This window comes from Mycolicibacterium wolinskyi str. Jessa 2025, assembly GCF_049241375.1.
Taxonomy (GTDB): Bacteria; Actinomycetota; Actinomycetes; order Mycobacteriales; family Mycobacteriaceae; genus Mycobacterium; species Mycobacterium wolinskyi.
In genome coordinates, this window is record NZ_CP185960.1 from 6,053,449 (window position 1) to 6,065,676 (window position 12,228).

Consider the following 12,228-nt stretch of genomic DNA (forward strand, 5'->3'; position numbering starts at 1 on the left):
CTCTCCTCAGTGGCCGGTAATCGATTACCGATAACCGGCTATAGTTGTGCCTTGGCGATACCCTGTCAAGCGGGCAGCGATCGGAGGGGTCTATTGAGCACGGCTCTGCGTCGAGTAAGCCTGCGCGAGCAAGCGCTCGACGTGCTACGTCAGGCGCTGGTCTCCGGCGAGATCAAGCCAGGCGACATCTATTCCGCGGCCGCCCTGGCCGAGCGGCTCGGCGTCTCCAACAGCCCGGTGCGCGAGGCGATGCTCACGCTCGTGCACGAGGGATTGATGGAGGCGGTGCCCAACCGGGGTTTCCGGGTGGTGCCGCTGTCCGATGCCGATCTCGATGACATCTACCAGCTGCGGCTGCTGCTTGAGGTGCCGGCCATGGTTCAGCTGACTGAACGCGGAATCGCGGGCGAGCGGGAACGATTCGAGTTGCTGGCCCAGGACATCGAGCAGGCCGCGGCGGACCGTGACGTCATCCGGTTTCTGGAAGCCGATCGGGCGTTCCACCTGGAACTCCTGGGCTTGCTCGGCAACGCGCGACTGGTGTCCATCGTGGCGAATCTGCGGGACCAAACCCGCCTCTACGGACTGAAAGCGCTGGCGCGGCAAGACAAGCTCGGTGCGTCGGCGGCCGAGCACCGGCTGCTGCTCGCCGCGATCGACGCGGGTGACGCCTCCGCGGTGGACCGGCTTGTGCGGGCACATCTCGAACACACGCGCGGCGAATGGGCCGGAACCGATCAGCAGTAACGCTATCCGTCTAAAGGACAAGAAGGCCCGGCGCTACGCGGGATGCATTGTCCGCACACAGCGTTCGTTACACCGCGTCGTCGAGGCCCAAGTATTCCGCCTGGCTCAGCATCTCGCGCTTGTAACTCGACCTGAGCTCGTCGAGCACGGCGACGGTCTGCGACGTCAACTCGTCTCGAATCCCACTCTGCGCGTGAGCGAATGGGATGAACGCGCGCAACAAGTCGGGGGCGTCCAGCGCTACCTCCAACGGAATCCAGTCGTCGAAGTACTGCGTGCCGCCGATCGCTCGTTCCACACGCGCCGCACTCCACCGAGACGGATCCCGATCATCATCGAGGAGTTCTAGCAGCAAGTCCCGATGGCTGTGGTCGGTGAACGGCGCCGCGGCATCGGTCGCGAAGAACGCGTCGCACAGCTCCTCGGTCGCCTTCCAGTCCACCGCCCGTGACCGGTGCGTACCACCTTCCGGCAGTCGCTGCACCAACCACTGCACCAGTGGCCGGTACAGCGGCCAGTTGTCGGCCGTCGGCATGAATGTTTGCTTGATGAACGCATTTTCGATCCACGCTCGCGCGTCAGCCAGGCTCATCTCGACAACATCGGTATCGGTGCTGGATTCGGCCACCCGCGCGAGTGCCTCGTCGATCGGATCCGGTACCACGCCGCCATCGACAATTCCCGACAACATGTTGTGGTCGATCGCAACCGCTACCGTCAACTCATGGTGACCGTCGAGGCGCGCACCGATGACGAGTTCGTCGGCATCGCCGAGCACATGGGTTCGGCGCACCGCCCGGTACGCCTCGACCCGTGGTAGGGCACTGATCCATCGCGGCAGATGATCGTTGCGTTCCGCGAGCTCCTGTCGGCATCGGAGCTGTGCCGCTGGTTCGTCGACGAGAAGTTCGGCAACTACGGCCAGCAACGCCGACGTCTCCCGGTTCCGCATGCCGATCAAGTTGGTCAGGATGTTGTTCAGTCGGCTCGTATCCCGCTGCGCCGCGTGGATCGCCCTGCTGGCCAGGTCCAGCAGATAAGCAGGATGCCCACGCGCCATGGCGCGGCGCACGATGTCCGTGAGCGTCGGTTCGGTACGGTTTTCCAGGTTGCGCTTCTTCGCGCGCCGCGCATCTCGGCGGACCTGTTTGGCCCGGCGCGCGCGTCGTTTGTCACTCATAACGCGGACGCTACTCAGGGGCAGTGACATGTCGGCTGACTCGCCCCACGGATCAATGTCGCAGCGGTATCGATCGATGCCGGAAAGGGATTAGACCGCCCTCCGAATCACGCGTAATTTCACGCTAACAATCAGGTCGGAGCCAATACTGGCCCTACTGAAAGAGATTCGATGTACACCACACGGCGCAACCTGCTCCTGGGCGCGGCAGCTACCGTGGCCGCCGCCATGGCCACGAGCGCGTGCTCGGAATCGTCCCCACCGCAGTCGTCGCCGCAGCTGCCCGCATCGCCGCCCGAGCCGTCCTCGTTCCGACCGAACCTGCGCTATCCCGACCCGGCCGTCGAGATCCTCGATCCGAGCTTCGCGAAGTACCGGATCTATTCGAGCACACTCGAGCAGGTCGGCACCGGTATGCGTTGGGCCGAGGGCCCGGCCTATTTCCCCGACGGCAGATACCTTCTCTGCAGCGACATTCCGAACAACCGGATCATGAAGTTCGACGAGAAGGACGGCACCCTCTCGGTGTTCCGCAGCCCCGCCAACTATGCCAACGGCAATGCGCGGGACCGCCAGGGCCGGCTCGTCACCTGTGAGCACTCGGACACGCGCCGTGTCACCCGCACCGAGGAGGACGGCGAGATCACGGTGCTGGCCGACAGTTTCGAGGGCAAGCGCCTCAACGCACCCAACGACATCGTCGTGAAGTCCGATGACACCATCTGGTTCACCGATCCGCTGTTCGGGATCAATGGCGAATGGGAAGGCAGCCGCGCCGAGCCCCAGCAACCCACCACCAACGTCTACCGGCTCACCCCGGACAAGCAGATCACGGCAGTCATCACCGACCTGGTCAATCCGAACGGCCTGGCCTTCTCCCCCGACGAGAAGAAGCTCTACGTCGTCGAATGGAAGGGCACCCCGAACCGCAGCCTGTGGAGCTACGACGTCGCCGACGACGGCACCGTCTCCAACAAGACCAAGCTGATCGACGCCGCCGACCAGGGCGCGCTCGACGGTTTCACCGTCGACCGCGACGGCAATCTCTGGTGCGGCTGGGGCAGCAACGGTGCGCTCCAGGAACAGCCGACCGACGTCGGCGGCCGTCAGGTCTACCAACTCCGCGGCAAGCCCGATGATCTCGACGGCGTCAAGGTGTTCAACCCACAAGGCAAGGCGATCGGATTCATCCGCCTGCCCGAACGGTGCGCCAACCTCACGTTCGGCGGGCCGGAGAACAACCGGCTGTACATGGCGGCGTCTCATTCGCTCTATGCGCTGTACGTGGAGTCACACGGGGCCGTCTAGAGTTTCTTCGCGTCCAGCGCTTTCATCAGGGCGGCTCGTCGGCCGTACTCCTGGCGGATCTGGGCGATGAACGACGCGAACCCGTCTCTGCGGCTGCATTTTTCATACAGTTCAGCCCTCGTCGCCAGTCGCTCGGCGATGTCCGGATACAACTTCGAGTCGGGGTAACGCAATCCTTCTCAAGCCCCGGCCGGTACAGATCGGCCCCCGCCACCGGCCGCGCATCGGCGCCTCGGATGCCCAGTTCCTTCCATGCTCAGCCGGGACCGTAGCGGTCGGCGGCCTGCCACGCGGCTTCGATATTGCCGTCGCTCATGTGGAGCTGCGCCAGGACCGGGCCGGCGGCGAAGCGGCCCGGTCGACATCGCCCTCGTGGTTGGCGAGTTCCAGCAACGTTTGGTCGACCTCGAACCGATGCAATTCCTCACGGTCTTTGCGGCCAGCACCCAGAACGCCAGCACGAGCAGCGCCGCGGCATAGTTCACCCAGACGAGCAGCCCGAACCATGTGGCGACACGTATCGCAAGATCGAATGCCAGGCCGTAGATGAGCAGATGCGCCGCAATTGTCTGCGCCCTCGACGGTCCCCAGTTGCCGTGGATCCCGTGCCAAACCTCATGTTTCGCCAGTTCCCTCACGGGGATTCCGGCGGCATGTATTGGCCATGGGTTCCGCGAGGATCACCCTCTTGGTAGAGCCGGTTTTCGTAGTCCGCGCGGTTCGCGATCATGTCGCGTTGGAATTGCTCGTGACGCTGCTGCTCTTCACGGGCTTGCGCAGACTTCAGCGCCCAGAACCCCACGCCGGCCAGAATCCCCAGGACAGCGAAAACAACGAGCAGCCAAGGATGCTCGGCGACAACACCGAGTAGGAGCAGCCCGCCGATTACCGCTGCCACGATCAATGGCCGACGGTTCGATGTTCGCGCGATCGCACCGGCACCTGTGCCGACAGCCACCGACGATGATGATCCGCCGCCGAAGATGGCGGCCAAGATCCAGATCGGTAGCCACAAGCCGCAAGTCAACACCGTGAGGACCAGGTGCAGTGCGTGGTTGGTTCCACCCCCTGCGGATACCGCCACCGCGACCGCCGGCGCTGCGGGTGCAGGCACAGTCGGCGGTGTGGGTACGAAGTGTTGAGTCCACCGTCGGCCGTCGTGATAACGCTGGCCGGGCTGGCCGCCCGGATCGGGATACCAGCCCGGCGCCGGTGTGGAAGGTCGGTTCTGATCGGTCATTGCTGACTCCTTTCATGGCTGAGGCGAGCCGATCAGAATGACAGGGGGCACCGACAACATTCAGTTTCGTCGGGAGGAGTCCGAGAAGTATCCGGCTCGCTGTCGGCACCGGCTGACAACATCATCTGCATGGACCATGGACTGTTTGATTGCATCGGGCTACCGCTGCGCGACTGGGACGCCGTCACCGGGTTCGTTCGCGAACACTGGGATGAACTGCGCGGGTACTCGACGCCAAACGGGTGGTTCAATGCGATCTGGCGAGACCCCTCGGGCGCCGAGGTTGTCGTGAACGTCAATGACCGAGGAGAGGTGGAGGCGGTCCCCGGGTTCGCCGGTGATCCTGCCGCGTCGCTTACCAACATCATCCCTGTCGAGGGCACTGAGTCCATGGCCGCGTATGTGGTCGACGATCAAGGTACGGAGATCACGCGCCTCTGTGCCGACTTCGGTCAGTGGCGCTTCCTCGCGAAGGTCAGCCAAGAGGAAACGTTCGAGGCTGTCATCACGGGGCTCGCGCGAGAGGTGAGTATCTACGCGAACCAGAACGCGTTCGACGCCTCCCCCGAGGCCGATATGGGCCCACTTTCCCGGCCGCAGACGCTGCCGAACGGAACGGTGATGGACCGGTTACGGTTCGGGCCCGAGAGTTTCATTCCCGCCGGGATGTTCCAGAATCCCTGGAATCCGATGGCGACATTCTCGGGCACGGTCGAGCGTTCATGGACCAAATGCGTCGAGGCAACGGGAACCTCTTTCCACGTTGCCAAAGCGACCACGGTCGGCGTCCTTGGCGTATACCTCTGCTGGCCAACCGAACTCGCGCCACCTGCCGAGCCTGGCAACACTGTCTACACGAAGGCGTACCTGACGACGATGGTGCCCGAAATCTGGCGTCGGCAACAGCAGGCTTCCGGAGGAACGTGATGGGGTCAGGACAGTCCTCGTGCTAGTGGCGGGGTAGAAGCCACGACCAGAGTGATGACGGATGGCCGAGAAGAGGTCTTGCTGACTACGAAAAGTCGGTTCACGGCAGCAGCGAAGCAACGGCACCGCACAAATGCTCGATCTCGGCAGTGGATGGTTGCATCTCGAATGCGTGCACATGGCAGGCGACGCTGAGCCGGTTCCAGGCCAGCGCCGCGCGGTAGGCGGCCTCCGTGTCGTCGAGGGTCTTGAGCACGATCAACTTGCTGCGCGCATTGGCCCACGGTGCGTGCGCATCGAGGGCCTTGCATCGCTGGTCGATGATCTCCTCGAGTGCTTGGCGGGCAAGGAAGGCGGCCAACCGCGATGACAACCCCTCGGCGCATGGCGTGCCCAACACACGTTGTGCCTGACTGAGCAGTTCCAGCGCGCTCACCGCAGAGCCAGCACTTCCCGCACGGTCTTCTCCAGGTCGCGGGCATCGTGGATCGACACTTGGTCGGCGGTGCCGTGGGCGCCCGCATTGCAGATCCGCAGGGCCCGCTTGCGTTCCGGTTTGAGCCATGGCGTCAGATCGGTCGATGGATCACCGTGCACCGCGAGCGCGAGCCGACTCGACGTCTTCTTCGCCGATAGCCACGCCTGTTCGGAATCGGTGAGTAGCTCCCCTGCCATTGACCTCCTGGCGTAAAACGACTGCTTTGCAGCGGCTTCCAACGCCATCCGGAACAGAGCGGGTGCTGCGCGACGCTTGATATCGTCTGGCATCCGATCGTCCTTGATCAACGCGAAGACGTCGCTCACATGACGCAGAGCGGGATTGACGTTGTCCCGTACGGTTACTCGCGACCCGGTCTCCCGTATCACTTCGATGAGCCGGGCATCAACCCCGGTTTCCCGGATGACGGAAGCGAGCCGGTCGTCGTGAGAGAAGACGATGACCTGATGGGTTTTCGCGATCTCGGTAAGCACCTGTACGAAGCCGTCGATCTTCGATGGATCCATCGCCTGGATCGGGTCATCGAGAACGACGAACCGGAACGGACTCTTGACCGACGTTGCCCGCGGCAGGAACAACGCCAACGCCAGGGCGTGCAGCTCGCCCTGGCTCATCACCGACAGCGCCTTGGTGGGCTTGCCATCGACAGACCCTTCCAGTACGGCCCGCCGTCGAGTCGAAGCCCCCTCCAGCGAGATATCGGCGAGATCGACGTTGCTTTCCTGACGCAGCTGCTTCCAGATGTTACGTGCTTGCGCGGCAATCGGTTTCAACCGCAAATTGCGGAACTCCGCAGCATGGTCGCCGACCCACTTCTTCGCCGCGGTGGTGGCTTTGAGCTCGTCGTCGATATCGCGGGCTTGTTCTTCGAGGCGGACCCAGCCGGCCAGTTGTGCAGCTACCGGCGCCCACGTGCCTTCGCGTCGGGCGAGTTCGTCGGCGGCCTGCTCACGAAGCGTTTCCGCGGCGGCGATCACCTCGCTCAGTGCCGACTCGGCATGGCTCGCCAATGCGTCGTCGCCGACCGGGATCTGTCGCGCGGCGGCCACGGCGTCGTTGTAGACAGGCAACGCCTCCAGTTCCACACCGGTCAACTCCGCAACGGGAAGATCCTGGACCAGAGCGATCAACGTCGAACGCGCAGCCTTGAGTTCTTGTGCCGTGGAGCCGTATTCGGCCAGCTGGTCCTCAGTGCGTGCGATGCTCTCCTGCGCGGCGGCTACCCACTCGTCGTCAAGGCGGCCCTGCGCGCACACCGGGCATTCGGTGTCGCCGGCCAGGTCATGAAACCGCAGCGCGGAACGCAATAGGTCGGCGCGCTGGTCCGCGAGATCGATCATTGCAGTCGCCGCGCCGGCCGCCGCCTGCGCCGCCCTCCGCAATCGCTTCACCGCCGCGTCGACCACATCGAGCGTCGGCGTCTCCAACTGGGTCAACGCACGCAAGGCGGGTACGACGTCGGACTGCAACTCCCCCGCCCCGGTCGCCAACGCGAGGACCTCATCCACGGGCACCGGGCGCTTGCGCAGCAGCTTGAGCGCACGCGCGGCACGTTCGTCGGTGTGGTTACCTAGCTCCGCCAGCACTCGTTTGCGTTCTGCGTCAGCGACTTCGCGCGCAGCTTTGATGTCTTTGAGCCGCGCAGCGAGCCTCTTCTCTGCATCGGCCAGAGCCTCCAAGCCAAGGAGTTTTGCCAGCGCGTCGTACAGCGCCGACGGTCCGCCGTCGAACAACCTGCCAAGCTCCTCGTAGGACAGCACCGGGCGGTACAGCTCGAGCGGGCGCGACCAGCCGAGTGCGTCGTTTCCTTCGACGCGTTTTCCTGTCCCGGCCTGCGTCCACGTCCGACGGTCGGCAAGCGCCGCGCCATCACGCCATTGGATACCGACGGTGAACGGGCCGGCCGCTTCCCTCGTAAATCCGACCTCGATTTCGCAGGGCTCGGGGTGGTGCAGGTTCTGCCAGGTCTCGGCCCACAACGACTCCTTCTTGAGCCACCGGTAGCTAGTGCCCGTGAGCGTGAGCTCCAGCGCCTCCGCAAAGCTGGACTTGCCGGACCCGTTGCGCCCGCTGACGACCATCAGCCCCGGAGCGGGATACAGGTCCAACTGCGCGCGTGGCCCGACGCCCCGGAACCCCGCCACCGCGATGGAGGTGAGAAAGGTTGCAGCCATCTCATTCTCGGCTGCGGAGGCGTTGTGCCCTTCCACCTCTGCGAGCGTGTCGAGCACGACGCTCTTGACCGACGTCGACAAGGCCTCGTCGTTGTCGAGCAGCTCCAAGATCACGTCATGGATAGACTGTTCGGCCTGCGTGGCGACATCGATCGTCGCCCCATCCTCCTGCGGCATGCCCACGATCTAACAACGCTCGGCCGACAAATTTGTCGCGATGGTCATTTCGGGCGATCAGGACGGCGCGAACCTGACTTGTCACATCCGGATGCGATCATCTCCCGTTACCTCGACGCAGGTCGGGAACAGCGATGAGAGGAGCCACGCGATGCCCACAGCCACCGTGCAGGGTTACGACATCATCGGCGACGTCCACGAATGTGGCACACAGCCGGAGGCGTTGCTCGCTGCGTTGGAGTCCCACAGCCGCACGCCGCCGGTGGCGGCGCTCTACGGCGCACGGTTGCGGGGCATCGGTACCGATGAGGCGTTGGCCGATGTGCTGACGGTTCTGCCCGACGCGAACCCAGAATCCGGTGTTTCGGTAGGCGTTGCGGCGGTTGACGCTACAGGAATCCACCTGCCCGAATTGAGGCCGTGTGCCCGAGCCGACGCTGTGACGAATGTGCGGCTTTTGCCGCCCCTATCCGCAGGGTTTACTTCGCGAGAACTGCACATTCGCAGCGCCCCATAGGGAAGTGGGTCCAGCTGGGGCGTGCCCCCAGACCTCCGAAGCGGCACAGTGTGCGCGTGGCACAATCGCAGAATATTTTCATGCGCCGGGATCGAAGTGACGATCAAGCGATGGACAAGGGCGCGATACGTTCGACGCCGGTGCTGTTACCAGGGTTGGAGGTAGCTCGCTAATGGAACCACCGCCTTACGAGGGCTCTGGGTGGTACCAAGACGATGGACAAGACACCCCTTGTGTCCCGTACCCCGGCGAAATCCTGATCCTCGGAGGGTTCAGGTGGCTAGGTCAGGACGGCAGCATTATCACCGTCCCGGCAAGCGAATCCGGGTGGGCAGCACAAGAAGCGGAGCTCGCCGTCTCCCACGGAGAAGACCCGCAGAGCGTGGTGGGCAGTAGGTGGGGCGGGCCGGCGTACGTCAACTGGCGCACACGGGCGTACTGGGAAGGCAGGGCCGCCGTGTCCGGCCACACGTTGGACGAACTCCTGGCCGAGGCGCCCACCGAGTAGCGGTTGGCTTTGAAGCGGACAGCCTATCCCAACCCACCGCGCCCCGTATCCGGCGGACATAGGCCCTCGGTCACAATCCAATTCGGGCGGAACTTGCCGATCCGGAGTCAACGTCCACAGCTTGGTTCGGTCGACGTTTGCCTGGGCTTCCTGCTGGCTGATGGCCGGTCACTGGAGGCTGCCATCGTCGATGCGATTGAGCCGCCAGTATTCCCTCCCAGCCGTGCCTGGGCGTACGAATCGTGTCCTTCTTCTTCGGGCGGTGATCCTTTCCAGGACGGTCGGACGATCTTGCACCACCACGACATCAGGGAACTGGGCGAGCAACGCACAAACGAAGGCAGAACGTTTGACGTTCAGATCGTTCAACAACTCGATCTGACTGAGACTTCCGTTCTTACACAACTGTTCCCAGGCCACGACGATCATCCATGCCGTGTCGGTTCCGGTCGATAATTGAGCAGGTAGTTCCGGTCGAAAAGTGAGCACCCTTCAACGATTGGAGAGTGATCACTGTGGAGGATTGGGCTGAGATCCGCCGGTTGTACCGGTCGGAGAAGCTGTCGCAGGCTGAGATTGCCCGGCGGCTGGGCCTGGCCCGCAACACCGTGGCCAAGGCGGTGCGTTCGGAGTCGCCTCCGCGCTATGAACGTCCGCCGGTGACGACGTCGGCGTGGGCGCAGGTGGAGCCGGCGGTGCGGGCGCTGTTGGCGCAGTATCCGACGATGGCCGCGACGGTGATCGCCGAGCGGGTCGGATGGACTGGTGGGCATTCGTGGTTCGGCGAGAACGTGGCGCGGATCCGCCCGGAGTACGCCCCGGCTGATCCGTGTGATCGGCTGGTGCATCGACCGGGTGAGCAGGTGCAGTGTGATCTGTGGTTTCCTGGCCGGCTGGTGCCTGATCACGCCGGGGTGCTGCGCTCGTTTCCGGTGTTGGTGATGGTGGCCGCGTACTCGCGGTTCATCGCCGCGGTGATGATCCCGTCGCGGGTCACCGGGGACCTGCTGGCGGGGATGTGGCAACTGCTGTCCGGCCACATTGGGGCGGTTCCTCGAACTCTGTTGTGGGACAACGAGTCCGGTATCGGTCAGCGTGGTCGCCTGGCTGACGGGGTGGCCGGGTTCTGCGGGGTGCTGGGCACCCGGCTCATCCAGGCCCGCCCCTATGACCCAGAAACCAAAGGGGTGGTGGAGCGGGCCAACGGCTATCTGGGGACCTCGTTTCTGCCCGGCCGGACGTTTCGCTCACCACAGGATTTCAACGCCCAGTTGGGCGACTGGCTGACCAGGGTGGCCAACCTACGCCGCCACGCCGCCACCCGATTGGTGCCTGCCGAGGCGCTCGGGCTGGATCGGCAGGCGATGGTCGCGTTGCCGCCGGTGGCCCCGACCACGGGCACCATGGTCAGCACCCGGCTGGGGCGCGACTACTACGTCAGCCTGGGTGGTAATGCTTACTCGGTGCATCCCGAGTCGATCGGCCGGATGATCACCGTGACCGCCGGCTTGGACCGTGTCGTGGCCTGCTGCGGCGATCGGATGGTCGCTGATCACCAACGGCTCTGGGGGACAAACGGATTGGTATCCGACCCAGCGCATCTTGCGGCGGCCTCGGTGCTGCGCGAGCACTACCGCAACCGTCCAGCAGCCAGTAGTCATCTCGACGTCGAGGTCCAGGTCGCTGATCTGAGTGCCTACGATGCGGCGTTCGGAACCGGCGAGGAGGTCGCTTGATGGCCGCCATCAAACGCGCCGCCGCCCCGGGTGAGGCCGACAAACTGATCACCCACCAAGCCCGGCTGCTCAAAGCGCCGCGCATCGCCGCGCACTACCACCGGCTGGCCGAACAAGGTCGAGCCGCTAACTGGTCACTGGAGGATTACCTGGCAGCCGTGCTGGCGGTGGAATCCAATGCCCGCGCTGAATCCGGTGCCCGCCAACGCATTCGATACGCAGGATTCCCCGCCATCAAGACGATCACCGACTTCGACTTCACCGCTCAACCCGCCGTAGACCGGGCCCAGATCGCCCGGTTGGAAGCCGGTGGATGGCTGGCCGAAGCTCGCAACATCGTGCTCCTCGGCCCGCCGGGCACCGGCAAAACCCATCTGGCGACCGCGCTGGCGATCGCTGCTGCCCAGGCCGGGCATCGGGTCGCGTTCGCCCCGGCCACCGGCTGGATCAGCCGGCTGGCCGAAGCGCACCGCATCGACCGCCTCGAGGCCGAACTGCGCAAGATCTCGCGCTACGGGTTGATCGTCATCGACGAGGTCGGCTACATCCCCTTCGACACCGAAGCGGCCAACCTGCTCTTCCAGCTGGTCTCCACCCGCTACGAGAAATCGTCGATCATCTTGACCTCCAACCTGCCGTTTTCCCGCTGGGGACAGGTCTTCGGGGAAGCCACCATCGCCTCAGCCATGATCGACCGGATCGTGCACCACGCCGACGTCATCGCCCTCAAAGGCGCCAGCTACCGCATCAAACACACCGCAATCGAGTCACTGCCGTCCGTCGAAGCCGACCGTCAGGCAGACTCAACCCCGTAACACCTGCTCACTTTTCGACCGGAAGAAACTGCTCAAGATTCGACCGGAGCCGACAATGCCGGAACCAACTGCGGCGCGGGTCCACGGGCCCTGGACCGCTCGGTCTCAACCCACACGCCCCTACGGTCGAACTAACAACACCATTCGCCATCGGATTGTCGGCGCGCAATGAGACGATGCACCGCATGTCACAACAGCTCAATGCGCTTTTGCGGTTCATGAAAGGACTGTCTCCGAAGGCACTGACAGACGGTGACGAACCATGAGCGAACAGGACTCCGCCGCGGATGTTCCTCCTTGGCCCAAGTTCGCCAGGCCCATCCTCGAAGTGCTCAGCGACGGGCAAGTCTGGAGGACACGTGACCTGAAACCCGCGGCGATCGATCGCTTGCGCCTGTCC

The 12,228-nt window shown here is 64.2% G+C and carries 12 protein-coding genes and 1 pseudogene; 8 read left to right on the plus strand and 5 right to left on the minus strand.

All coding sequences use genetic code 11. From position 1 onward, the window contains the following. Positions 1 to 93 precede the first annotated feature (93 nt). Positions 94 to 747, plus strand: a complete 654-nt coding sequence (locus ACOI2T_RS30000) for a GntR family transcriptional regulator (protein WP_409502158.1) — start codon at positions 94 to 96, stop codon at positions 745 to 747. Between the two features lie 67 nt (positions 748 to 814). Here ACOI2T_RS30000 and ACOI2T_RS30005 read toward each other — a convergent pair whose 3' ends face one another. Further along, the gene (locus ACOI2T_RS30005) at positions 815 to 1,927 is read right to left on the minus strand and encodes a hypothetical protein (RefSeq protein WP_409502159.1); all 1,113 of its coding nucleotides are present in this window, start codon (positions 1,925 to 1,927) and stop codon (positions 815 to 817) included. A 171-nt stretch (positions 1,928 to 2,098) separates the two neighbouring features. On the opposite strand from ACOI2T_RS30005, the gene ACOI2T_RS30010 reads away from it, so the two are divergent. Then, positions 2,099 to 3,235, plus strand: a complete 1,137-nt coding sequence (locus tag ACOI2T_RS30010) for an SMP-30/gluconolactonase/LRE family protein (RefSeq protein WP_409502160.1) — start codon at positions 2,099 to 2,101, stop codon at positions 3,233 to 3,235. 634 nt (positions 3,236 to 3,869) lie between these two features. On the opposite strand, the gene ACOI2T_RS30015 is transcribed toward ACOI2T_RS30010, so the two are convergent. Next, positions 3,870 to 4,475 (minus strand): DUF2510 domain-containing protein, encoded by a 606-nt coding sequence (locus ACOI2T_RS30015; protein ID WP_409502161.1) that lies wholly within the window; start codon positions 4,473 to 4,475, stop codon positions 3,870 to 3,872. Between the two features lie 129 nt (positions 4,476 to 4,604). Between ACOI2T_RS30015 and ACOI2T_RS30020 the strand changes: the two genes are divergently transcribed. Continuing rightward, positions 4,605 to 5,402: a hypothetical protein gene (locus ACOI2T_RS30020; RefSeq protein WP_409502162.1), complete on the plus strand. Its 798-nt coding sequence runs from the start codon at positions 4,605 to 4,607 to the stop codon at positions 5,400 to 5,402. Between the two features lie 100 nt (positions 5,403 to 5,502). On the opposite strand, the gene ACOI2T_RS30025 is transcribed toward ACOI2T_RS30020, so the two are convergent. Both ACOI2T_RS30025 and ACOI2T_RS30030 read right to left on the minus strand, forming a co-directional pair. Continuing rightward, positions 5,503 to 5,838, minus strand: a complete 336-nt coding sequence (locus ACOI2T_RS30025) for a hypothetical protein (protein ID WP_409502163.1) — start codon at positions 5,836 to 5,838, stop codon at positions 5,503 to 5,505. Then, positions 5,835 to 8,252, minus strand: coding sequence for an AAA family ATPase (locus ACOI2T_RS30030; RefSeq protein WP_409502164.1), 2,418 nt, complete (start codon positions 8,250 to 8,252; stop codon positions 5,835 to 5,837). The genes ACOI2T_RS30025 and ACOI2T_RS30030 overlap by 4 nt, the downstream gene beginning before the upstream one ends. A 151-nt stretch (positions 8,253 to 8,403) precedes the next feature. Between ACOI2T_RS30030 and ACOI2T_RS30035 the strand changes: the two genes are divergently transcribed. After that, the gene (locus ACOI2T_RS30035) at positions 8,404 to 8,769 is read left to right on the plus strand and encodes a hypothetical protein (protein WP_409502165.1); all 366 of its coding nucleotides are present in this window, start codon (positions 8,404 to 8,406) and stop codon (positions 8,767 to 8,769) included. 382 nt (positions 8,770 to 9,151) lie between these two features. Then, positions 9,152 to 9,277, plus strand: a complete 126-nt coding sequence (locus tag ACOI2T_RS30040) for a hypothetical protein (protein WP_409502166.1) — start codon at positions 9,152 to 9,154, stop codon at positions 9,275 to 9,277. Between the two features lie 168 nt (positions 9,278 to 9,445). On the opposite strand, the gene ACOI2T_RS30045 is transcribed toward ACOI2T_RS30040, so the two are convergent. Beyond that, entirely contained in the window at positions 9,446 to 9,766 is a 321-nt protein-coding gene (locus tag ACOI2T_RS30045; RefSeq protein ID WP_409502167.1) for a hypothetical protein, read from the minus strand. Positions 9,767 to 9,792: 26 nt separating this feature from the next. Here ACOI2T_RS30045 and istA point away from each other — a divergent pair, with 26 nt between their 5' ends. The 3 genes and pseudogenes from istA to ACOI2T_RS30060 all read left to right on the plus strand — a co-directional run. Further along, positions 9,793 to 11,013: an IS21 family transposase gene (gene istA / locus ACOI2T_RS30050; protein ID WP_409502368.1), complete on the plus strand. Its 1,221-nt coding sequence runs from the start codon at positions 9,793 to 9,795 to the stop codon at positions 11,011 to 11,013. Next, complete coding sequence (gene istB, locus ACOI2T_RS30055; RefSeq protein ID WP_409502168.1) at positions 11,013 to 11,828, plus strand: IS21-like element ISMyma9 family helper ATPase IstB; 816 nt, start codon at positions 11,013 to 11,015, stop codon at positions 11,826 to 11,828. Before istA ends, istB begins: the two co-directional genes overlap by 1 nt. Positions 11,829 to 12,090: 262 nt before the next feature. Further along, positions 12,091 to 12,225 (plus strand): annotated as a pseudogene (locus ACOI2T_RS30060) (hypothetical protein); the annotation flags it as partial. Positions 12,226 to 12,228: the final 3 nt, after the last annotated feature.

Excerpts from the sequence above, each read along its gene's own strand:
- istB (WP_409502168.1), top strand. The coding sequence starts at position 11,013 with ATGGCCGCCATCAAACGCGCCGCCGCCCCGGGTGAGGCCGACAAACTG.
- ACOI2T_RS30015 (WP_409502161.1), bottom strand. The coding sequence starts at position 4,475 with ATGACCGATCAGAACCGACCTTCCACACCGGCGCCGGGCTGGTATCCC.
- ACOI2T_RS30010 (WP_409502160.1), top strand. The coding sequence starts at position 2,099 with ATGTACACCACACGGCGCAACCTGCTCCTGGGCGCGGCAGCTACCGTG.
- ACOI2T_RS30020 (WP_409502162.1), top strand. The coding sequence starts at position 4,605 with ATGGACCATGGACTGTTTGATTGCATCGGGCTACCGCTGCGCGACTGG.
- ACOI2T_RS30030 (WP_409502164.1), bottom strand. The coding sequence starts at position 8,252 with ATGCCGCAGGAGGATGGGGCGACGATCGATGTCGCCACGCAGGCCGAA.
- ACOI2T_RS30005 (WP_409502159.1), bottom strand. The coding sequence starts at position 1,927 with ATGAGTGACAAACGACGCGCGCGCCGGGCCAAACAGGTCCGCCGAGAT.
- ACOI2T_RS30035 (WP_409502165.1), top strand. The coding sequence starts at position 8,404 with ATGCCCACAGCCACCGTGCAGGGTTACGACATCATCGGCGACGTCCAC.